This is a genomic window from Humidesulfovibrio idahonensis, assembly GCF_054657715.1.
Map to the genome: position 1 here is coordinate 240653 of NZ_BAAHYE010000003.1, position 21359 is coordinate 262011.

General features: G+C 64.5%; 25 protein-coding genes. 5 read left to right on the forward strand and 20 right to left on the reverse strand.

The annotated features are described in order from the left end of the window. The first annotated feature begins 1 nt into the window (after position 1). Positions 2–2818, forward strand: coding sequence for a PEP-utilizing enzyme (locus ACYQ4W_RS07685; RefSeq protein ID WP_459854884.1), 2817 nt, complete (start codon positions 2–4; stop codon positions 2816–2818). Beyond that, complete coding sequence (locus ACYQ4W_RS07690) at positions 2815–5646, forward strand: PEP/pyruvate-binding domain-containing protein (protein WP_459854887.1); 2832 nt, start codon at positions 2815–2817, stop codon at positions 5644–5646. The genes ACYQ4W_RS07685 and ACYQ4W_RS07690 overlap by 4 nt, the downstream gene beginning before the upstream one ends. Positions 5647–5655: 9 nt before the next feature. On the opposite strand, the gene ACYQ4W_RS07695 is transcribed toward ACYQ4W_RS07690, so the two are convergent. Together ACYQ4W_RS07695 and ACYQ4W_RS07700 are read right to left on the reverse strand one after the other, a co-directional pair. Beyond that, positions 5656–6309, reverse strand: a complete 654-nt coding sequence (locus tag ACYQ4W_RS07695) for a metallophosphoesterase (RefSeq protein ID WP_459854890.1) — start codon at positions 6307–6309, stop codon at positions 5656–5658. A gap of 334 nt (positions 6310–6643) precedes the next feature. Next, positions 6644–7492, reverse strand: a complete 849-nt coding sequence (locus ACYQ4W_RS07700; RefSeq protein WP_459854893.1) for a 1,4-dihydroxy-6-naphtoate synthase — start codon at positions 7490–7492, stop codon at positions 6644–6646. A gap of 131 nt (positions 7493–7623) precedes the next feature. Between ACYQ4W_RS07700 and ACYQ4W_RS07705 the strand changes: the two genes are divergently transcribed. The 3 genes from ACYQ4W_RS07705 to ACYQ4W_RS07715 are packed head-to-tail and all read left to right on the forward strand — an operon-like array spanning position 7624 to position 11397. Beyond that, the gene (locus ACYQ4W_RS07705) at positions 7624–8307 is read left to right on the forward strand and encodes a TetR/AcrR family transcriptional regulator (RefSeq protein ID WP_459854895.1); all 684 of its coding nucleotides are present in this window, start codon (positions 7624–7626) and stop codon (positions 8305–8307) included. Then, on the forward strand, positions 8288–10558 hold the full coding sequence (mqnC, locus tag ACYQ4W_RS07710) for a cyclic dehypoxanthinyl futalosine synthase (RefSeq protein WP_459854898.1): 2271 nt from the start codon (positions 8288–8290) through the stop codon (positions 10556–10558). Before ACYQ4W_RS07705 ends, mqnC begins: the two co-directional genes overlap by 20 nt. Next, positions 10558–11397 carry a menaquinone biosynthetic enzyme MqnA/MqnD family protein gene (locus tag ACYQ4W_RS07715; RefSeq protein WP_459854900.1) on the forward strand — a complete coding sequence of 280 codons (840 nt, stop codon included), beginning with the start codon at positions 10558–10560 and terminating at the stop codon, positions 11395–11397. Before mqnC ends, ACYQ4W_RS07715 begins: the two co-directional genes overlap by 1 nt. Before the next feature lie 14 nt (positions 11398–11411). On the opposite strand, the gene ACYQ4W_RS07720 is transcribed toward ACYQ4W_RS07715, so the two are convergent. From ACYQ4W_RS07720 to rplX, 18 genes are all read right to left on the reverse strand, one after another. Further along, entirely contained in the window at positions 11412–12308 is an 897-nt protein-coding gene (locus ACYQ4W_RS07720) for a selenium metabolism-associated LysR family transcriptional regulator (protein WP_459854903.1), read from the reverse strand. Between the two features lie 128 nt (positions 12309–12436). Then, positions 12437–12856 carry a 50S ribosomal protein L17 gene (gene rplQ, locus ACYQ4W_RS07725; protein WP_459854905.1) on the reverse strand — a complete coding sequence of 140 codons (420 nt, stop codon included), beginning with the start codon at positions 12854–12856 and terminating at the stop codon, positions 12437–12439. Next, entirely contained in the window at positions 12846–13886 is a 1041-nt protein-coding gene (locus ACYQ4W_RS07730) for a DNA-directed RNA polymerase subunit alpha (protein WP_459854908.1), read from the reverse strand. The genes rplQ and ACYQ4W_RS07730 overlap by 11 nt, the downstream gene beginning before the upstream one ends. A gap of 12 nt (positions 13887–13898) precedes the next feature. Then, positions 13899–14525, reverse strand: coding sequence for a 30S ribosomal protein S4 (gene rpsD / locus ACYQ4W_RS07735; RefSeq protein WP_459854911.1), 627 nt, complete (start codon positions 14523–14525; stop codon positions 13899–13901). 17 nt (positions 14526–14542) lie between these two features. Further along, the gene (gene rpsK, locus ACYQ4W_RS07740) at positions 14543–14929 is read right to left on the reverse strand and encodes a 30S ribosomal protein S11 (protein ID WP_459854914.1); all 387 of its coding nucleotides are present in this window, start codon (positions 14927–14929) and stop codon (positions 14543–14545) included. 111 nt (positions 14930–15040) lie between these two features. After that, complete coding sequence (gene rpsM / locus ACYQ4W_RS07745) at positions 15041–15421, reverse strand: 30S ribosomal protein S13 (RefSeq protein ID WP_305570727.1); 381 nt, start codon at positions 15419–15421, stop codon at positions 15041–15043. Between the two features lie 18 nt (positions 15422–15439). Further along, positions 15440–15553, reverse strand: coding sequence for a 50S ribosomal protein L36 (gene rpmJ, locus ACYQ4W_RS07750; protein ID WP_089271614.1), 114 nt, complete (start codon positions 15551–15553; stop codon positions 15440–15442). A 135-nt stretch (positions 15554–15688) separates the two neighbouring features. Then, a complete protein-coding gene (map, locus tag ACYQ4W_RS07755) occupies positions 15689–16459 on the reverse strand; it encodes a type I methionyl aminopeptidase (protein ID WP_459854918.1) in 771 nt (256 codons plus the stop codon). 3 nt (positions 16460–16462) lie between these two features. Further along, on the reverse strand, positions 16463–17782 hold the full coding sequence (gene secY / locus ACYQ4W_RS07760) for a preprotein translocase subunit SecY (RefSeq protein WP_459854921.1): 1320 nt from the start codon (positions 17780–17782) through the stop codon (positions 16463–16465). A 6-nt stretch (positions 17783–17788) separates the two neighbouring features. Continuing rightward, positions 17789–18235, reverse strand: a complete 447-nt coding sequence (gene rplO / locus ACYQ4W_RS07765) for a 50S ribosomal protein L15 (RefSeq protein WP_459854924.1) — start codon at positions 18233–18235, stop codon at positions 17789–17791. Then, on the reverse strand, positions 18232–18405 hold the full coding sequence (gene rpmD, locus ACYQ4W_RS07770; protein WP_459854926.1) for a 50S ribosomal protein L30: 174 nt from the start codon (positions 18403–18405) through the stop codon (positions 18232–18234). Before rpmD ends, rplO begins: the two co-directional genes overlap by 4 nt. A gap of 30 nt (positions 18406–18435) precedes the next feature. Continuing rightward, complete coding sequence (gene rpsE / locus ACYQ4W_RS07775; protein WP_459854929.1) at positions 18436–18927, reverse strand: 30S ribosomal protein S5; 492 nt, start codon at positions 18925–18927, stop codon at positions 18436–18438. Between the two features lie 11 nt (positions 18928–18938). Then, positions 18939–19298: a 50S ribosomal protein L18 gene (gene rplR, locus ACYQ4W_RS07780; protein ID WP_459854932.1), complete on the reverse strand. Its 360-nt coding sequence runs from the start codon at positions 19296–19298 to the stop codon at positions 18939–18941. Between the two features lie 12 nt (positions 19299–19310). Then, positions 19311–19850 (reverse strand): 50S ribosomal protein L6, encoded by a 540-nt coding sequence (gene rplF / locus ACYQ4W_RS07785; RefSeq protein ID WP_459854935.1) that lies wholly within the window; start codon positions 19848–19850, stop codon positions 19311–19313. A gap of 12 nt (positions 19851–19862) precedes the next feature. Further along, a complete protein-coding gene (rpsH, locus tag ACYQ4W_RS07790) occupies positions 19863–20246 on the reverse strand; it encodes a 30S ribosomal protein S8 (RefSeq protein ID WP_459854938.1) in 384 nt (127 codons plus the stop codon). Positions 20247–20264: 18 nt separating this feature from the next. Next, the gene (locus ACYQ4W_RS07795; protein WP_305570703.1) at positions 20265–20450 is read right to left on the reverse strand and encodes a type Z 30S ribosomal protein S14; all 186 of its coding nucleotides are present in this window, start codon (positions 20448–20450) and stop codon (positions 20265–20267) included. A 12-nt stretch (positions 20451–20462) separates the two neighbouring features. After that, positions 20463–21002, reverse strand: coding sequence for a 50S ribosomal protein L5 (rplE, locus tag ACYQ4W_RS07800; protein WP_459854941.1), 540 nt, complete (start codon positions 21000–21002; stop codon positions 20463–20465). 9 nt (positions 21003–21011) lie between these two features. Beyond that, positions 21012–21332, reverse strand: a complete 321-nt coding sequence (gene rplX / locus ACYQ4W_RS07805) for a 50S ribosomal protein L24 (protein WP_459854943.1) — start codon at positions 21330–21332, stop codon at positions 21012–21014. Positions 21333–21359 lie beyond the last annotated feature (27 nt).

Consider the following 21359-nt stretch of genomic DNA (forward strand, 5'->3'; position numbering starts at 1 on the left):
CATGGCCGACGCGCAGGGAAGCGGAATACGGCAGGACGGCATGGAACCGGGCGGAGTCCGGTTTCTCTTCCGCACGTTCAAGCGCATTCTGGGGCTGAACACACAGGTCTTGGAGCGCATGGCCCAAATGGACCGCGCCCTTGGCGGCGAGTACGTCTTCGACAAGGCCTTTCTGGAAAGCTCCGTGCGCGACGTGTGCCGCCTGACGCACCTTGTGGCCTATCACCTGAACGGCATGGCGGGCGAGACCCATGTGGCCCTGTACGACGCCTCCCTGGCGGTCAAGGACGCCCTTGAGGACATTCTGGCGGGCGGCATGGGACCATTGGCCGGCCGCAGGGTGCTGCCCTTTGCGGAGATAGGCTGGGAGCTGGAGCCGCTGGCCGGGCTTTGCAGCGTGGGCTTGGCCGTGTTGGGCCGCAAGATGGGCCTGCCCGCGCCGGACGGTTTCGCCGTGACCGTGACGGGCATGCACGACTTTTCACAGGGGCAAGCCGAGGAATCCGGCCCCGGAACCCCCCCCTCCACGCCCGGCACGCATGGCGACACGCATGACGGCGCGCATGACGGCGCGCAGAACAGCCAAGCGGCCCGCGACACAGGCGACGAGACTCTCCGCGCCGTGGAAACGCTGTTTGCCCGGCTGGGCGGTCCGCGCAGGCTGGAGATCTCCTTTGTGGCCGCGGGCGCAGCCGGAGCCGGGCGCATGCTGGGTGAAGCCCATGCGGAAACGGCCGAGGCGACCGTCCAGGCGCTGGCGCGCTTTGGCCGCGAGCACGCAGACGCCGGCCCCGTGGCCGCCTGCGTGCGGCCCCATCAAAGCGGCGTGGCCCGCGGCACGCTGCAAACCCTGGCCCACGATCCAAGCCTGCCGCCGGCCATGCTGGTCGTGGCCGAACCGCCGGAGACGGGTTTCGGCGGGCGGCCGGGCGGCTTGCACAGTCCCCCTGCAGACTCTTCGTCCGGTGCCCTTGTCAACGTTTCTCCCGGCTCCTCTTCCGCCGCGCTGTCCGACCGCTACTGGCTCGCGCGCACGGCGCCGCACATGCCCCTGCGCACCCGCGTGGCGGAAAAGCCGCTGGACGCGCAGCTGCCTGGCGGCCAGGCCCTGGATCCCTCGCACGGACGCATGCTGCGCGGCTCGGCCTGGCTGCTGCCGGAGCAGGCCGCCCTGCTGGCCCAGCTGGGTCTTGCGGCGGAGCGCGCCCTGGACGGCCCCTGCCTGATCTCCTGGGTGCTCACCGAGGAAGGCGGTCTGCTGCTCACCGGCCTCGAACCAGCGGAAGCGGCCTTTCCCGACTGGCCGGAGGATGTCTGCGACACGGCCTCGGCCTGCCCCGGCGAGGAGGATCTGCTCCTGCACGGCGGGCAGATCGCCTGCAGCGGCGTGGGGGCGGGGCCTGTCTTGTTTCTCGACGACGACACCCTGCCCGAGTCCGTGCCGCTGGGCTCCGTGGGCGTTGCCCGCGCCGCCGTTCCGGCCTTGTCGCGCATCGTGCCCCGGCTGGGCGCGCTTTTGACGGAAGTGGGCACCGCGGCCAGCCATTTGGCCACAGTGACGCGGGAGAACCGCGTGCCCGCCGTTTTCGGACTCAAGGGCGCGGCCAGCCTGGCCACAGGCGCCATGGTCACCGTGGACGCCGAACAGGCCGCCGTGTACCGGGGCGTGGCCGAAGGCCTGCTGCGCCAGGCCGCCATGCAGCGCGAACGCATGAGCGCGGAACCGGAGTTCCTGGTGCTGCGGCGGCTTTTGCGGCACATCCGCCCGCTGAACCTTGTGGACCCCACGGCGGAGAACTTCCGGCCGGAAAACTGCCGCACCTGCCACGACATCATCCACTTCGCCCATGAGCGCGCCGTGGAGCTGCTGGTCTCCATCGACCCCACGCGGCGCGGCGGCCTGGGCGCGCCCCGGCGCCTGCGCGAGGACTCACCCTTTGAGCTGCGCGTGGTCGACGTGGGCGGCGGCCTGAAGGAGAGCAGCGGGCGCAAGGGCGAAGCCGCTGGCGACGACGTGGCTCTGGCGGACATCGCCAGCCTGCCCCTGCGCGCGTTTCTGGACGGCCTGCTGCTGCGCGAGGCCCGGCGCGAAGGCCCGGCCCGCATGGCTCTCGGCGACATTTTTTCGGGCATGGGCCGCACCGGGCAGGCTCTCTCCGCCCCGGCCGGCGGCACGGGACTGAACCTGGCCCTGGCCGGACGCGACTACGCCAACATCACCCTGCGCCTGGGCTATCATTTCAGCGTGGTGGACGCGGTCGTGGCGGACAAGCCGGAGCAGACCTTCGTGTATTTCCGCTTTGCGGGCGGCTTTGCCAGCGGCGACAGGCGCGCCCGCCGGGCCGGGCTCATTCTGCGCGTGCTGGAGCGGCTGGGCTTCCGGGCCTCGCGCAAGGGCGACCTGGTGGTGGGCAAGCGCAAGATGCTGGAGCAGACCGAGGCGTTCACGACCCTGCGGCTTTTGGGCGCGCTCTCCGCCTACACGCGGCAGTTGGATGTGGAGCTGGCGGACGACGCGGACGTGGAGCGCTTCGCCGCCGGATTCCTGCATGCGGCAGGGCTGACTGGCCTTTGGAGCACCCAGGACCTGGCGGACCTGCCGGCAATGGAGCAGCGGGCTGAGCCGCACGCCCAGGGTGCGCCGCATCCAGTTGCGCTCGATCGGGAAGGGACCGACCATACACCGAGGCAGGCAACCGGGCAGACATCCAATCAGACAACCAGCCAAGTAAGTGCCCGGAGCACGCAGGGCCAGGGCACTCCAGACCAAAATGCGCCGGACCAGAACACGCAAGGCCAAAAGGAGGGCGGCGCATGAACCTGTTCGCCCGTCTTGTCCAAATCTGGCGCAACCGCGGCAAACGCCGCCAAGAGGCCGCCCTCGACTGGATCAAGGCCCGCTACCATGTCTTCCGTGTGCTGCTGGCCAACAATGAGCGCGCCTTGGAAGCATTGGCCGAGGCCGACCGGCTGCTGTGCGAAAACGAACCCTCCCGCCTGCCCGCGACCATGACGGACCTGCGCGACACGGTGCTGGAGCTTGTCGACGGCCTGAACCGGCTCACCGGCAACGCGCACGCCGGGCTGTACTCCCGGCTGGGGCAGATCGAACGCGCTTTGGACGCCGCCCTTGAAGGCTATGCCAACGCGCCGCGCCGCAAGTGGCTCACACTCGAGGAGGTGCGCCCGGACATGCGCGAGCAGGCCGGAGGCAAGGCCCAGCCCCTGGGCGGACTCTTGCGCGCCGGGCTGCCCGTGCCCGCGGGCGTGTGCCTGACGCGACGTTTTTGCCGCGAGTATCTGCGCCGGGCCCGGCTGGAGGAACGCCTCAACGCCATCCTGCGCGAGGCTGCGGGTTCACGGACCGCTGGCGCACAGGCGGAAGGCGGCCCGGACCTGAACGCCCTGGCCGCGCGGGCGAGGACCATGATCGCCGCATCCGAACCGGACGCCGAGGCCGCGGCGGAACTGCGCGCCGCCTGGGACCATTTGGCCGCGGACGCGCCCTTGGGTGTTTCCGTGCGCAGCAGCGCGTCCTCCGAGGACGGCGGCGAGCATTCCTACGCCGGCCAGTATGCCAGCGTGCTCGGCGTGCGCAGCCAGGAAGCCTTTGTCGAGGCCTTCAAGACCGTGCTCGCCAGCGCTTTTTCCGCGCGGGCCCTGGCCTACCGCGCGCGCGCCAACCGCAGCGGCGCAGGGACCGCGGGCGAGGGGCTGGACATGGCCGTGCTGTGCCAGCGCATGGTCGACGCGCGGACATCGGGCGTGCTGTTCACGGTCGATCCCACGCAGCCCGGCGCAGGGCGCATGCTGCTCACCGCCGTGCCGGGGCTGGGCACCCAGGCCGTTTCCGGCCGGGCTCCGGCGGATGTGTTCCGCCCCGGCCGCGACCCGCGCGGAGAGGACATCGCCAACACTCCGGCGGAAATCGCCGACAAGACCGTGCGCGAGGAGCAGGCCCCGGAGGGCGGGCTTATGCTGGTGGAGGTGCACGGGCCGGAGCGCGCGGCGCCGCTGTTGACACCCGCCGAAATTGCGACCCTGCGCGACCACGCCCTGCGCATCGAAGCCCTGGCGGGCCAGCCGCAGGATATTGAGTGGAGCGTCGACCGCGAGGGGCGGGTCTGGATTCTGCAAGCCCGCCCTGCCCGGCTGGCGCGCCCGGCCACACCGAACCCCAGCCGTATTTCCGAAAAGGCTTCTGGCCCGATTGCTGGCCTCGCTTCTGGCCCGGCCGCTGTCCCCTCGTCTGGCTCCGTTGCCGAGAAGACCGCAGGAAAGGTCACGGGACAGGCCGCAGGACAACCCTCTGAGCAGGCGGGCGGTCAGGTCGGAGGCCCACACAGCGGCCAGGCGGCAAACCAAATCGCCTCCGTCAGCCACACCGCCAGGGATTCGTCTGGAGCTGGCGGCGCGGTGCTGCTTTCCGGCGGGGTCGGCGCCTCGCCCGGCAAGGCCGCGGGGCGGCTGGCCGTGGTGCGCTCCCGCGCGGACCTGGACGCCGCGGCCACGGCTGCCCGGCCCGTGGTGTTGGCCCTGCATCAAAGCCTGGTGGACGCGGCCTCGCTGGTGCCGGAGGCCGCCGCTCTCCTGGTGGACATGGGCAACCCCCTGGACCATCTGGCCGGGCTCGCGCGCGAGCTGGGCATCCCCATGATAACCGGCCTGGGCGCGGCCACGGACCTTGCGCCCGGCAGCTGGGTGCTGGCCGACGCCGACCAGGGGCTGGTGCGCGCCGTGGACCCGCTTTTGTGGCAAAATGCGCCGCGCCCCGCGCCCCGCCCGCCCCGCGCGCAGGACGCCGCCGCCCGCGCCGTGCGCGACCTGGTGCTGGCGCTCAACCTCACCGATGCCTACGGCCCGACCTTCTCCATCCTTGAGGCCAAAAGCCTGCACGATTTGGTGCGCTACACCCACGAAAAGGCGGTCATGGCCTTGTTTGAGGCGGGCGACGCCGTAACCGAGGAGACCTTCTCCCTGGTGCACCGCTTGAAGGACCCGGCCGGACTGATCTTCCTCATCATCGACCTGGGCGGCGGGCTCGCGCCCGGACGCCCCACGGAGATCGTGCCGGCGGACATTCTGAGCGCGCCCTTGAGCGCCCTGTGCCGCGGCATGTCCGCGCCGGACCTGCGCTGGGGCGCGCCGCCGCCCATCGCCGGACTTTCCGGGCTCATGTCGCGGGGCTTTCTGGACGCCCGCAGCGAGCGGCCCGTGGGCAACCCCAACTACGCCCTGGTGGCGCGCGATTATCTGAACCTGAACGCGCGCGTGGACTACCATTTTGTGCTGGTGGACTGCGTGTGCGGCGCGAACCCGCGCGAAAACGCCGTGCGCTTCCGCTTCAAGGGCGGCGGCACGGCGCGCGTTCAGCGCGAGCGCCGGGCCGTGTTCGTGGAGGAGGTGCTGCGGCGTGAGGAGTTCTTCACCACCCGCCAGGGCGACATGGTCACGGGCGTGCTGAACGAGGGCTCACGCGAGACCATGCTGGCCAAGCTGGAGATGCTGGGCCGCTTCATCGGCTTCAGCCGCCTGCTCGACGCCGTCATGGTCACCGACGAGATGCCGGGCCGCGTGGCCGAGGCGTTCCTCACGGGCGATTACGGTCTGGACGGTCTGACCGTGGATGTTTCCGGCAGGAAGTGAGCGCGTTGTTCAGGCGTGATGAAAACGCACGTCCGGCAGTTCGACCGCCGTCAGCGCCCGGCCCACACCCGTGTCCACGCCGATGAGCCCCGGGGCCGCAAGGGGCGTTTCCAGCGGCACGTGGCCAAAGACGAGGGTCTTGCCGCTGGCCGCCCAGCCTGCCGCGTCCACACGCCTGCCGGAAAGCAGGCCGTCCAGGGCAAAGTCGTCGGCCTGGTCCGGGTCCAGGCCATAAGGAATCGGCGAATGGCAGAAGACGTGGCTTCCGGCGCTGAACCAGCGGGTCAGCCCGGCGAAGAAATCGCGGTGCGCTTGCGGCATGAAGCCTATGCCGCAGACTCCGGGTGAAACGCCGTAACTGTCGAGGGTGGCCTGAAAGCCCAGGGCGCGCATCTCGCGCAGGTCGTCCGGTGAACAGGAGATTTCAAAGCGTTTGAGGGCGGCCTCGTGGTTGCCCATGAGGAAGACCGTGTCCGGCCGTTTTGCCCGCAGCTCCAGAAGCGCGTCCACCACCTGGCGCGACTCCCCGCCCCGGTCGATGTAGTCGCCCAAAAACACGAGCCGGGCCTCCGGGTCCAGCGCGGTCAGACGTCCCAGCAGAGCGCGCAGCTGCGCGGCGCGCCCGTGGATGTCGCCAACGGCGAAGATGCGTTGTGTTGTCATTTGTGCTGCCGGGTTGGATTCATCGTCTGCGCGCCTTGCTCGCCGAGGCGGCTTTCGAGGGGAGGAACAGCCCCCCATATGTGTCCGCCATCGCGCGGTCAACGTATATGACGGCGGCTTGACGCGCAAGGCGCTGTTGCTTGGAACGGGTCATGGACATTGCGTCCGCGCGTTTTCCTGAGCGCGCCCTACCCTTTCCCGCAGGGGCCTGCCGCCCTTCCAAGCATCGATGGCCGGGCAATGCGTGCTCAAGAGGCTGCGGCCCTTCGGCCATGACGCGATCCCGGCCCGGCCAAGAGCACGAGGCCCGGGGAAGCAGCTTGCCTTACCCCCCCTAGGCGAACACGTCCTCCGGAAGTTCCCCAAGTCCCTCGGCCCGGCGCGCCTCGGCCAGCAGGGCCAGTGTGGCTGCCTCGCCTTCGGGGCCGATGTCGTGGCTGGCCTCGGTGACGAAGGTGGCGATGTGCCGGGCGATGACCCCGGGGTCCATCTCTTGCGCGTGCTCGCGGATGTACCGGGCGCCGGCCTCCGGGTGCAGCCGCGCGTGGGTCAGGCTCTCGCGGATGGCCGTTGTGACCGTGCGGGCGAGGTCGAGCCCAAGCGAGCGGCGCATGACGATGCAGCCCAGGGGAATGGGCAGGCCCCGGTCCTGCTCCCACCACGCGCCAAGATCCAGCAGACGGGAAAGCCCGTGCTCCGCAAAGGTGAAGCGGCCCTCGTGGATGACCACGCCCGCGGCGCACTGGCCGCTTGTCACGGCGGGCATCACTTCATCGTACACCAGCTCCACGATTTTCGGGGCAATGCCGCGCTCGCGGCACAGCAGCCCGAAGATGAGCGCCGCCGTGGTGCGGCGACCGGGAATGGCCACGGGCTTGCCGTCCAGGTCCTCCAGGCGCGTGGCGTCGCGCGTCACAAGCACCGGCCCCACGCCGCGCCCAAGGGCACCGCCCGCCCGCAACAGGCGGTATTCGTCCAGCACGGCGCCAGCCGCGGCCACGGAGACCTTGCAGATGTCCGGAGTGTGCGCGGCCGCGCTCTCGTTCAGGCGCTCCACATCGGCCAGGGTGATGTCGAGCTCCGCGCCCGGCACGCGCACCAGACCGCTGGCCAGGGCGTGGAAGATGAACGTGTCGTTGGGGCAGGGGGAATAGGCCAGGGAAAGACGAATGGCAGGGCGCATGGAAGTCCTCCGGACTTTTGTGTTGCGTATCTGGGCCGGGCGGTTGACACGCACAGGGCTGCGGCATAGGAATGACCACCCGGTCATTTCTCCGGGCAGAGTACCCGGCCAAGGCCGGAGAGGCAAGCCTCATGGACAGCCCCCGCTCCACCTTCGACAACCTGGACCCGCAGAAGCAGGCCCGCGTGCTGGACGAATCCCTGCGCGAATTCGCGGACAACAGCTACCATCAGGCCAGCGTCAACCGCATCGTGGGGCGGCTGGGCATCGCCAAAGGCTCGCTGTTCCAATACTTCGGCAGCAAGGAAGGCCTGTTCCAGCATCTGTTCGCCCGCGCCCTCGACGAAATCAAGGCCCCGCTCAAGGCCATCCGCGACGCGGACAGCGCCGAGCCCTTTCCGGAGCGCCTGCGCCGGGTCTTTGTGGCGGGCGCGGCCTTTGCCCGCTCGCATCCGCTCATTTGGCGCGTGTACCGGCGCATGACCACCCAGGACGACTTTCCCCTGCGCGAGACGCTGCTCACCAAGGTGCGCGAGGAAGCCTTGACGTACTTCCGCGAACTCATCGAGGGCGGCCAAAAACGCGGCGAGGTGCGGCCGGACGTGGACCCGCAAGCCGCGGCGTTTCTCATGGAGGCCGTGCTCGACCGGGCGCTGACGGCCCAGGACTCCGCACTTTTGGACGCGGGCTTCGGCCTCGCCTCAAATGACGAACCAACCCGCCAGCGCGGCCTCACCGCCCTGGCTGATCTCATGTGCCGGGGCCTTGCCGCCGCGGCCCACAAAGGAGACGACCATGGCCGCAACCAAGATTGATGAAAAACGCTACGCCGACCTGAGCCTGCTGGAAATCGCCCGCAAGGTGGAGGCCGGCGCGCGGCTGAGCATCGAAGACGGGCGCAAGCTTTACGCCTGCCCGGACGTCACCGCCGTGGGCGCCCTGGCGCACTTGCGGCGCACCCGGCTGCACGGCGACAAGACCTTCTACGTGGTGAACCGGCACATCAACTACACCAACGTCTGCATCAACGGCTGCGCCTTCTGCGCCTATCACCGCAACAAGGGCGAGGAAGGCGGCTTCGAACTCAGCATCGACGACGCCGTGGAGCGGCTCAAAAACGCGCCCCTGCCCCCGCGCGAGGTGCACATCGTGGGCGGCTGCCACCCGGATCTGCGCCTGTCGTTCTTTGTGGAGCTGCTGCAAAGCGTGCAGCGCGCCCTGCCGCAAGCCACCCTCAAATGCTTCACCGCGGTGGAGATCGCCCACTTTGCCGAGATCGAGGGCATCAGCACACGCGAAGTCCTCTCCACCCTGAAAGGGGCGGGCCTGGCCATGATGCCCGGCGGCGGGGCCGAGATCTTCGAGCCCAAGGTGCGCCGCCGCATCTGCCCCAAGAAGTCCACGGCCGAGGAATGGCTGCGCATCCACGGCGAGGCCCACGAGCTGGGGCTCATCACCAACTGCACCATGCTCTTTGGCCACCTGGAGAGCATTGACGACCGGCTGAACCATCTGGACATGCTGCGCAAGCGGCAGGACCAATCCCTGCAGATGGGGGCCGCGGGCTTCTCCTGCTTCGTGCCGCTCTCGTTCCAGACCGAGAACAGCGCCATCAAGGTGGAGCGGCCGCTCACCGGCGTGGACGAACTCAAGACCATCGCGGTGAGCCGACTGATGCTCGACAACATCGAGCACATCAAGTCCTACTGGGTCATGCTGACGGTGAAGCAGGCGCAGGCCGCGCTGTTCTTCGGGGCCGACGACCTGGACGGCACCGTGGTGGAGGAGAAGATCGGGCACATGGCCGGGGCCACCAGCGCCCAGGGGCAGACCAAGAGCCAGCTCGAATCCATGATCCGAGGCATGGGCCTCACCCCTGTGGAGCGCGACGCGCACTACAATCCCATCGTGTCCCCCTTGGCCGAGGGCAAGGCCGCGGCCAAGGCCTGGACCGACGCGCCCTCGCCCGCGACCTTGAGCGGCCTGCTGGACGCCGCCGCCGCAGGGTCGCGGCTGGACTTCGACACCGCCCGCGCCCTGTACCGCTACGCGGACTTCCACGCCCTGGGCCACGCCGCGCACAAGGTGCGCCTGCGCAAGCACCCGGAGCCCATGGTCACTTATGTGGTGGACCGGAACATCAACTACAGCAACGTCTGCGTCTGCGCCTGCCGCTTCTGCGCCTATTTCCGCGCCCCGGGCGACAAGGACTGCTTCGTGCTGAGCTTTGAGGAGATCGGCAAGAAGATCGAGGAGACCATCGCCCTCGGCGGCACGCAGATCCTCATGCAGGGCGGGCACCACCCGGACCTGCCGCTCTCGTGGTACGAGGACATGCTGGCCTTCATCAAGGACAACTACCCCATCCACGTGCATGCGTTCTCCCCGCCGGAGATCGTCCACTTCGCCAAGATCAGCGGGCTCACCACGGCCCAGGTCATCGCGCGTTTGCACGCGGCCGGGCTCGACTCCATTCCCGGCGGCGGCGCGGAGATTTTGGTGGACAACGTGCGGCGCAAGGTTTCGCCCAACAAGTGCCCGGCCGGGCAATGGCTGGCGGTGATGGAGGAAGCCCACGCCCAGGGCCTGCGCACCACGGCCACCATGATGTTCGGCCACGAGGAGACGCAGGACGAGCGCCTGGAGCATCTCTTCAACGTGCGCGCCAGCCAGGACCGGTCCCTCGAAAAAGGCGCGGGCTGCTTCACGGCCTTCATCCCCTGGACCTTCCAGCCCGACAACACGGCCATAAGCGCCCGGCCCCTGACCAGCGTGGAGTACCTGCGCCTGCTCGCGCTCTCGCGCCTGGTGCTGGACAACGTGGACAACGTGCAGGTGTCCTGGGTCACCATGGGCCCGAAGATCGCGCAACTTGCGCTGTACTTCGGCGGCAACGACTTCGGTTCAACCATGATCGAGGAGAACGTCGTGCGCGCGGCCGGGATCACCTTCCGGCTCTCGCGCGAGGAAATCGACACGCTGGTGCGCGCGGCGGGCTTTACGCCCCGGCAGCGGCGCATGAACTACACCCTGGTGCCGCAAAGCGCCGCGGAGGAACAGGCCTGATGAGCACCAATCCCCCCATCCGTCTGGGCCGCATCGGCTATCTCAACGTGCTGCCCCTGCACTACCCGCTGGAGCAGGGCATTCTGCACGGCGACTTCAAGCTCCTCGCCGGTCCCCCCGCCGAGCTGAACAACCGCATGGACGCAGGTGAATTGGACATCTCCGGCTGCTCGTGCATCGAGTACGCGCGCCACCCGGAAAAGTACCTCATCCTGCCCGATCTGGCCATCGGCAGCCGCGGACCGGTGCAAAGCGTGCTGCTGATCTGCCGCACGAAGCCGGAAGACTTGGACGGCGCGACCATCCTTGTGAGCGCGCAGTCGCATACCTCTGCCGCCTTGGTGGACCTGCTGCTCAAGCAGCATGTCGGCGTGACGCCGAAATACCGCACAGGCGATGCCACGGCGCTGTTGAAGGCCGGGGAAAGGCCGGCGGCCATCCTGTGCATCGGCGACGAAGCGCTCAACCTGCGCAGGCACCCGGACTATCCGCACCGCATGGACCTGGGCGAGGCTTGGCGGCAATGGACCGGCATGCCCTTCATCTTCGGCTTGTGGATAGCCAGCCGCGAGGCGGCCTGCACAAGGCGCGAGGAGGTCAAGGCCGGGGCGCGGCTGCTCATCGAGGCCAAGAAGTGGGGGCAGGGGCACCTGGACCTCATTTCGGCCGTGGCGGCCAAAGACAGCATCCTGAGCGAGGAGGAGATGCGCTCGTACTTTGCGGGGCTTGTGTATGATCTTGGGCTGGAGGAGCTGGCGGGGCTGCGTTTGTTCTACGAGCGCCTGGCCGAAGCCGGGGTGATCCCGGCCCCGCCAGAACTCGCGTTTTTGCCGCTGTAGGGCGGCTTGCGGCGTTACTCCTTGCTGGAGTTGCGCACGTGTTCGATGAAGAGTGACGCCGCGGGCAAAAGCTCGCGTCCCTGCCTCTGAATGAGGAAGAAGGAGCGCTCCAGCCGCTGGGACATGATGTCCAGGCACTGAATGTCGCCGCGGTCGATATAGTTCTGCGCGGCCAGCCGCGAAACGACGCTGACGCCAAGCCCCGCGCGCACGCACTGGATGGCAGCCTCGGTGCTCTCGGCCCAGAGGCTCACCTTGAGGTCGCCGATGGAGATGCCGGCGGCCTTGAGCAGCGTTTCCATGAAGCGCCGCGTGCCGGAGCCGCGCTCGCGCAGAATCCAGGGCCAGGCGCGCAGGTCGCGCAGGTTCTTGGGCTCCACGCGGCCCTCGCGCAGGCAGGGCGCCGCGACGAGCACGAGCTCGTCGTGCTGCAGCGGGTAGGAAACGATGCCCTGCTGTTCCGGCTGCGAGCCCACGATGCCGAGTTCGAGCCTGCCCTGCCCCACCTGACGGATGATGGAGTCCGTGTCGCCGATGGTCATATGCACGCGCAGCGAAGGATACAGCGCGAGGAAGGTCTTGAGCAGTCCCGGAAGGATGTAGTTGGCCGGGATGGTGCTGCCGCCAAGCAGCAAGTCGCCCACGACCATGTCGCGCAGAAGTCCGATCTCGGAGTTGATGCGGCCAACCTGCTGAAACACCTGCTTGGCGCCACGGTAGAGCACCTCGCCCGCCTGGGTGGCAAGCACGGTACGGCCAAGCCGGTCAAAAAGCGGCACGCCCAATTCTTCCTCAAGATTGGCCACGTGCGCGCTGATGGTCGGCTGGGAGAGCTGCAGCTCAAGCCCGGCCTTGGAAAAGCTTTTCAGTTCATAGACCTTGCAAAAGGCTTCGAGTTTTCGGAAATCCATTAACCACCTCCGATATCGGGGAGCGATAGCATTTGTGTCGCCTATAGCGCAAGAAAAAAAAAGGACGGCGAACCGTCCTTTTTTCAACTTCACTAGCGCGAACTTGCAGCGGAAAAAACCGCCGGAGTCTATTCGGCAGCCTTATCCTCGGCCTTGGGGGCGGCGGCAGGCGCTTCGACCTTCTTCTCAGCCAGCTTGGTCAGCTCGAAGATGACCATGGGGGCGCAGTCGCCGATGCGGGGCTGGGAGAGCTTCACGATGCGGGTGTAGCCGCCGACGCCGCCAGCGTAACGGGGGCCGACTTCATCAAACAGGCGCTTGACCAGCTGGTGGTTGCCAAGGACCTTGAAGGCCTGGCGACGAGCCGGAAGGTCGTCCTTGAGGGCCAGAGTGATGAGGCCGTCCACCACGCCGCGCAGTTCCTTGGCCTTGGCCTCGGTGGTGCGGATGGTTTCGTAGGTGAACACGGCACGGGCCATGTTCTTGAACATGGCGCTGCGGTGAGAGCTATTGCGGTTGAGCTTGCGCCCGGACTTGTTATGCCTCATTTCTTTCTTTCCTCTTGAGCAGTTCCTGGAATTTTTTCTCGACGACCTCGTCGGTCATGCCAAAGCGCAGGTCCATGCTCTCCAGAACGCGACGGATCTCATCCAGGGACTTGCGGCCAAAGTTCTTGGTCTTGAGCATAGCCGCCTCGGTGCGCTGCACCAGCTCGCCCACATACGTGATGTTGGCGGCCTTGAGGCAGTTGGTGGCGCGCACAGACAGCTCAAGCTCGTCAATGCTCTTGAGCAGATTGGGATTGAGGTCCATGTCGAGGTCAGCGCTCTTCTTCTTGTCCGAGGACTGCTCATCGAAGTTGATGAACACGGAGAGCTGATCCTTCAGAATCTTGGCGCTGTAGGCAACCGCGTCCTCAGGGGACAGGGAGCCGTCAGTCCAGACCTCAAGCAGAAGCTTGTCGTAGTTGGTCATCTGGCCGACGCGGGCCTGCTCCACCATGTAGGCAACTTTACGCACAGGCGAAAAGCTGGCGTCCATGACGATGAGGCCGATCTCGTCTTCCAGACCTTCGTGCATTTCGTTGGGCACATAGCCCTTGCCCATACGCACTTCGATCTCCATGCGCAGCTCGCGGTCCTCGGAGAGGGTGCAGATGTGCTGCTCGGGATTCAAGGTGCGGACGTTCTGATTCTCTTTGATGTTGGCGGCGGTCACAGGGCCTTTCTTCTTAGCCTCAAGCACCAGCTTCTGGGGCTCAACGCTCGTCATGGCCAGGCGGACCTGCTTGAGGTTGAGGATGATCTCGGTGACATCCTCAAGCACGCCCTTGATGGTGGTGAATTCGTGCTGCACGCCTTCGATGCGCACGGCGACAATGGCCGCACCCTGCAGCGAAGAAAGCAGCACGCGCCGAAGCGAGTTGCCAATGGTCGTGGCAAAACCGCGCTCCAGGGGCTCGCACACGAATTTCCCATACATATCATTTGATTTGGGATCGCGCGCGAGTTGCTCCGGCCTCACCAGCTCGGACCAATTGCGTGTATTTATAAGCTTGTCGCCGTTTTGAATAAGCATGCCTACACCTGCTTATTTGGAGTACAGTTCGACGATGAGCTGCTCATTGATCGGGAACTGGATGTCTTCCCGGGTCGGCAGAGCCTTCACAACGCCTTTGAAAGCGGCGCCGTCGCTCTCGAGCCAGGAGGGGCAGCCACGGCGGGCAATAACTTCCTGTGCCTCGGTGATAACGGGGACCTTGCGGCTCTTCTCACGCACCTCGATGGTGTCGGTGGGGCGCACGAGCAGAGACGGAACGTTCACCTTGCGGCCATTGAGCACGAAGAGCCCGTGGCGCACCATCTGGCGGGCCTGGTCGCGGGAATTGGCGAAACCAAGGCGGTAGATCACGTTGTCCAAGCGGCGCTCCAGAAGGATCAGCAGGTTGGCGCCGGTGACACCCTTCTGGGCCTCGGCGCGCTTGAAGTAATTGCGGAACTGACCTTCAAGGATGCCGTACATGCGACGCACGCGCTGCTTCTCGCGGAGCTGCACGGCGTAATCGGTGAGCTTCTTGCGCAGCTTTCCGGCAAAGCCCGGAGCGTACGGACGGCGCTCGTAGGCGCACTTGTCCGTAAAGCAGCGGTCACCTTTGAGGAAAAGCTTCTGGCCTTCACGGCGGCAGAGTCTGCATTTCGCTTCAGTATAACGAGCCAAGTTGTTCCTCCTTGGTCTTAGACGCGACGGCGCTTGGGAGGCCGGCAGCCGTTGTGCGGGATGGGGGTCACGTCGCGGATGAAGCTGACCTTGAAGCCCACGTTGTTGATGGCGCGCATGGCGGCCTCACGTCCGGAGCCGGGGCCCTTGACGAAGATGCCGACCAAACGCATACCGCAATCCTGGGCCTTGCGGGCAGCGGTTTCAGCCGCGATCTGCGCAGCAAACGGGGTGCTCTTGCGGGAGCCCTTGAAGGAGGCGCCGGCGCTGGCCCAGCTCACCACATTCCCCTTCAGGTCGGTGAAGGAGATGATGGTATTGTTGAAGCTGGCATGCACGTGGGCAAGGCCCACGGGAATGCTCTTCTTCTCTTTCTTTTTACCTGTGCGACGGGGTTTAGCCATGTCTGTCCTCGCTTCGCCCGCAGGCGATAATATCAAACATTCGGAAAAGCACGGACACCATGATTGCTCATGGCGTCCGAGAACTTGTTCCCGTGGGAGTAAACCTCACGCCTATTTGGCGGGAGACTTCTTCTTGCCCATCACCGTGCGGCGCGGTCCCTTGCGGGTGCGCGCATTGGTGTGGCTGCGCTGTCCACGCACGGGAAGCCCCTTGCGGTGGCGCAACCCACGGTAGCAGCCGATGTCCATAAGTCGTTTGATGTTCTGCGTCACGTCGCGGCGCAGGTCACCTTCGACCTTGTGGTTGGCCTCGATCTCTACGCGAATGAGGTTAACTTCCTCATTGGAGAGACCGTCGGTATTCTTAGTCCAATCGATCCCAACAGTGTCGAGAATCGAAAGCGCTGTCGTCCGGCCAATGCCGAAAATATACGTCAGCGCGATGTCCAGCCGCTTGTTTCTGGGCAGATCAACGCCAGCAATGCGAGCCACTCTTGTACCCCTCTCTGATTAACCCTGGCGCTGCTTGTGCCGGGGATCCTCGCAGATAACCCGCAAAACGCCGCGCCGACGGATGATTTTGCACTTGGGACACATCTTCTTCACGGAAGGCCGAACTTTCATGCCCTACTCCACTTTGCCCGGAGCCCTACTCTAGAGCGCCGTTCGTCACAGTATGCCCGGCCTTTTGCCAGGCGTTAACGCACATTCTTGAGACGGAGGAAAATATATGCCTTGTCAACAGAAAGCAAGCTTTTTCTACTCACTTGATGTCAAAATAACAGGGCCATCCACCGTCACCGCCACAGTATGCTCAAAATGGGCGGCCAGTTTGCGGTCTTTGGTCACCGCAGTCCAGCGATCTTCCAGAATATCCACATCATAGCTGCCCTCGGTGACCATGGGTTCGATGGCCAGGCACATGCCCGGCTTCAAAGTCACTCCAGGCAGGCCACGCGGCACGAAGTTCGGTATTTCCGGCTTCTCGTGCAGCTTGACCCCGACACCATGCCCCACGAAGCGGCGCACGATGCCGAACCCAGCATCCTCGCAGTGCTTCTGCACTGCAGCGGAGATGTCAAAGAGGTTGCCCCCGTTGCGCACCTGCTTGATGCCCAGGTCAAGGGATTCTCTGGTCACGTCCATTAGGCGCCTGGCTACCGGGCTCACCTCGCCGACAGCGAAGGTGCGCGCGGAATCGCCATGGAACCCCTGGTAAATGACGCCCATGTCCACGCTGACGATGTCTCCCTCTTTGAGCGCGCGCTCTTTGTTGGGAAACCCGTGCACGATGACTTCGTTCACGGAGCAGCATGTGGCGTACGGGAAGCCAAGGTAGCCCAGAAAAGAAGGCTTGACCTTGTATTCATCGCACATCCTGAGGGCGATTTCTTCAAAGAGCATGGTCGTGACGCCTGGCTTAACAGCCTCGCCAATTGCATCCAGTATACGCGATACGATTCGACCAGCTTCACGCATGTAACCGAGCTCTTTCTCGTTCTTGAGAAAGATGCCGCGAGCCTTTTTCACAACCTATTGCCTACCCTTAAGACGGGCCTTTCCACCGCCCATGAGGCCTTCATACTGGCGGGAGATCAGGTAAGACTCAATCTTGCCCATGAAGTCCATGGCCACACCCACCACAATAAGCAGGCTGGTGCCGCCAAAGTAGAAGGGAATGTTGAATTGGCTGATGAGAAGCATGGGCAGTACGCAGATGAGAGACATGTACAGCGCGCCCCACAAGGTGATGCGGGAAAGAACGCGGTCGATGTACTCTCTTGTCTTTGCACCGGGCCGGATGCCGGGAATGAAACCGCCCTGCTTCTGGATATTCTCCGAGATGCCCTTGGGATCGAAGAGAATGGCCGTGTAGAAGTAGGCGAAGAACAAAATGAGCGCGATGAAGGCCACATTGTAGAAGACCGACGAGGGGCTCATGTACTGCGAAATCTGCTGCAGCCACGCCACGCTGGAGAAGTTCGCCAGGGTCGCGGGGAAGAGCAGGATGCTGGAAGCGAAGATGGGAGGGATGACACCCGCCACATTGATTCGCAGGGGCAGATGCGTGGTCTGGCCGCCAACCATCTTTCGGCCGAGCATGCGCTTGGCGTAGTGGATGGGGATGCGGCGCTGGCCGCGCTCCACGAAGACGATGAACGCGAGCACTGCTCCCATGAGCACAAGGATCAGGAGGAGCACGATGAGCGAAAGCTCGCCCGCGCTGACAAGCCGGAACGTGTTCGTGAGCGCCGAAGGCAACCCGGCCACGATACCGGCGAAGATGATCATGGAGATGCCGTTGCCGATGCCCTTCTGGGTCATCTGCTCACCAAGCCACATGAGGAACACGGTGCCCGCGGTAAGGGTAACCATGGTCACCAGGCGGAAGCCCCAGCCGGAGAACAGGACCAATGACTGGCCCGTCGGGCTGGACATGCTCTCCAGGCCCACGGCGACGCCGAGACCCTGGATGCATGTGATGAGCACGGTTCCATACCGCGTGTACTGAGTGATCTTTTTGCGGCCCTCCGCGCCATCTTCCTTCGAAAGCCGCTTGAGCTCGGGGCTCACGACGGTCAAAAGCTGAAGGATGATGGACGCGGAGATGTAAGGCATGATGCCCAGTGCGAAAATGGACAGCTTTTTCAGGCCGCCGCCGGAGAACATGTCAAACAGGCCGAACAGGGTGTTCGAAGCGCTGTTGAAGAACTCGGTCAACGCATGGCTGTCCACGCCCGGCACCGGGATGTGAATCCCGAGGCGGTACACGGCCAGAAGAACGAAGGTCCAAAGGAGCTTTTTCTTCAGCTCGGGCAAGCGGGCGAGGTTTTCAACACCGGAGAGCGCCACAGCGGGTTAACCTTCCAAAGCCTTAACGGTTCCGCCGGCCTTGGTGATCTTGTCCACCGCGGCGGCGCTGAAGCGATGGGCTTCGACGCTGACTTTGGTGGTCACTTCGCCGCGAGACAGAATCTTGAGCGGCGAACCGGTCTTGCACAGCCCACGCTCGTAGATCGCCTCGATGGTGATCTCGGTGGCGTCGGGGAAGGCAGACAGCAAGTAGTCCAGGTTGATGGCGGTGTATTCCACGCGGTGGATGTTCTTGAAGCCGCGCTTGGGCAGACGGCGCGCCAGAGGCATCTGGCCGCCTTCAAACCAAGCCGGACGTCCGCCGCCGGAACGGGAGTTCTGGCCTTTGTTGCCGCGACCGGAGGTGCAGCCGGAGCCGGAACCGGGACCACGGCCAACGCGCTTGCGCTGGGCGTATTCTTCCGGAAAGGGAAACAGTTCGTGCAGTCTCATGACTTGGTCACCTCAATCAGGTGCTTCACTTTCTCGATCATTCCCGTAACGGACGGGACTTCCTCAAACGTATTTTCCTGCCGGATGCGCTTGAGGCCCATGGCGTCCAGCGTTCTGCGCTGTGCGGGCGAACAACCGATGCGGCTGCGAAGGAGTTTAACAGTATACACGGCAAACCTCGTATTTAAACCCTTACGGGTTTACTTCCTGGGGGTGGACAGCGTCTTGCCGCGCACTTCGGAAACGCTATCAGCGCTGCGCAGGGAGGCAAGGCCGCACATGGTGGCGCGAAGCACGTTGTGCGGGTTGCAGGTGCCAATCGCCTTGGTCAGGATGTCGTGGATGCCCACGGCCTCCATGACTGCGCGCACCGGGCCGCCGGCGATGATGCCGGTACCGCGGCTGGCGGGCTTCAGCATGACGCGACCAGCGCCAAAGCGTCCAAGGACCTCGTAGGGCAGCGTGCCGTCAAGCACGGGGACGACGATCATGTCCTTGCGGGCGCGGTCGGTGGCTTTGCGGATGGCTTCAGGCACTTCGTTGGCCTTGCCCAAACCGTAGCCCACCTTGCCCTGTCCGTCGCCGACGACAACCAGGCAGCTGAAGCTGAACCGGCGGCCGCCCTTGACGACCTTGGCAACGCGGTTCAAGTACACGATCTTTTCGATGAAACCGGAATCGTTCTGTTCCATGTCAACCCACCCTAGAATTTGAGGCCGCCCTCGCGGGCGCCATCGGCAAGGGCCTTGATACGGCCGTGGTAGATGTAGCCGTTGCGGTCAAACACCACGGCTTCAATATTCTTGGCTTTGGCCTTTTCGGCAATATCCTTGCCAACACTGGCCGCGCCCTCGCGGTTGGCCCGGGTAGCCTGTCCCGCACGGGACAGGATGAGCGTCGAAGAACTCGCCAGCGTGGAACCGGTCTCGTCGTCCACCAGCTGGGCGTAAATGTGCACGTTCGAACGGAAAACCACCAGACGCGGTTTCAGCTCGGTGCCGTTCACCTTCTTGCGGATGCGCAGCTTTCTGCGAGCCCGCGCTTGTTCTTTGGTCATCTTCATAGCCGCACTCCGCTATTTTTTGGAACCGGACTTGCCGGCCTTACGCCTGATGTGTTCTTCCGCGTACTTGATGCCCTTGCCCTTATACGGCTCGGGCGGGCGCACGCGACGGATCTGCGCGGCCACTTCGCCCACAAGCTGCTTGTCCATGGCGGTCAAGTTCAGCTTGTTACCGTCAACCGCCGCATCAACGCCCTGCGGCAAGGGGAACTCAACGGGATGGGAGAACCCAACCGTGAGCACCACTTTCTTGCCCTGGACAGCGACCTTGTAGCCAACGCCGATGACCTCAAGGGTCTTCGCGAAGCCCTTGGTGACACCTTCAATGCAGTTGGCGAGAAGGGTGCGGCGCAGCCCGTGCTGGCTGCAAGCCAGACGGGAATCATCCACTCGGTTGACCGTGATCTCGGAGCCTTCCACCACGTAGGTGACGCTCGGATGCACGGGGGTGGACAAGGAACCCTTGGGGCCCTTGATCTGCACGGCTTCAGCGCCGACTTTCACCTCCACCCCGGCAGGGATGGGAACAGGTTTTTTCCCGATACGAGACATGACTGACCTCTTTTACCAGATTTCACACAGAAGTTCGCCACCGATTTTCTCGGTAACGGCCTGTCCGCCCACGAGCAAGCCGCGGGAGGTGGACAGGATGCAGATCCCCAGACCATTCTGGACTTTGGGGATGTCCTCGACGCCAACGTAAACGCGGCGTCCCGGGGTGCTGACCTTCTTGAGCCCGTTGATGGCGGGCTTGCCGGAGGCATACTTGAGAGTCAGCTTGAGCGAATTTTCAGCACTCGCACAGTCAGCAATGTAGCCTTCGTTCTTCAGAATTTCGGCGATGGCCGCCTTCATCTTGGAACCAGGCATCTCCACGTTCTGGTGGAAGGCGCCATGGGCGTTGCGGATGCGCGTGAGCATGTCGGCAATGGGATCAACGACAGACATTGTCAGTACTCCTTGGACTTACCAGCTGGCTTTGCGCACGCCGGGGAGTTCGCCAGCCAGGGACTTGTTGCGGAAACAGATGCGGCAGCAGCCGTACTTGCGCAAAAACGCCCTGGAACGTCCGCAAATGGGACAGCGATTATACGCCCGGACCTTGAACTTCGGTTTGCGTTGGGCTTTCACCCTGAGACTTGTCCTGGCCAAACCGGTTTCCTCCTATTTTTTGAAAGGCATGCCAAGGAGGTCGAGCAGAAGCTTTCCTTCCTTGTCCGTCTTCGCGGTGGTGGAGATGGTGATGTTCATGCCCTTGACCTTCTCCACCTTGTCGATCTCCAGTTCGAAGAAGATCGTGTGCTCTTTAATGCCCATGGTGAAGTTGCCGCGGCCGTCAAAGCCGCGATCCGGAATGCCGCGGAAGTCGCGGACACGCGGAAGAGCGAAGGACACCAGTTTGTCATAGAAGTCCCACATGGTGTCGCCGCGCAGGGTAACACGGCAACCGACCGGCTGTCCTTCACGCAGTTTGAAAGCCGCAATGGACTTCTTCGCGCGGGTGACAACAGCCTTCTGGCCGGAAATCTTGGTCAGTTCGATCACGGCCTCGTCGATGAGCTTCGCGTTCTGGCTGGCTTCGCCCAGGCCAATGTTCAAGGAGATCTTCTCGACGCGGGGGATCTCCATGCAGCTCTTGTAGCCGAACTCTTTCTTGAGTTCAGCGACAACCCGGTCGTTGTAAATCTTTTCAAGCCGTCTCATGGCGCACACCTACTGGATGGTTTCGTTGCACTTCTTGCAGAAGCGAACTTTCTTGCCGTCCTCGTTCACCCGATAACCGATGCGGGTGGCTTTGGCGCAGGCGTTGCAGACCACGGCCACGTTCGAAACGTGGATCGGGGATTCCTTTTCCACAATCCCGCCAGGCTGATTGGCGTACGGATTGGCCTTGGTGTGACGGCTGACCTTGTTGGCGCCTTCGACCAAGATGCGGTCCTTCTTGCGAAGGATCTTGAGCACCTTGCCGATCTTGCCTTTGTCCTTGCCGGCAAGGATCATCACCTTGTCGTCTTTACGGATCTTACAGTTCATGATTCTATCCTTTCGTCCCAATACCGG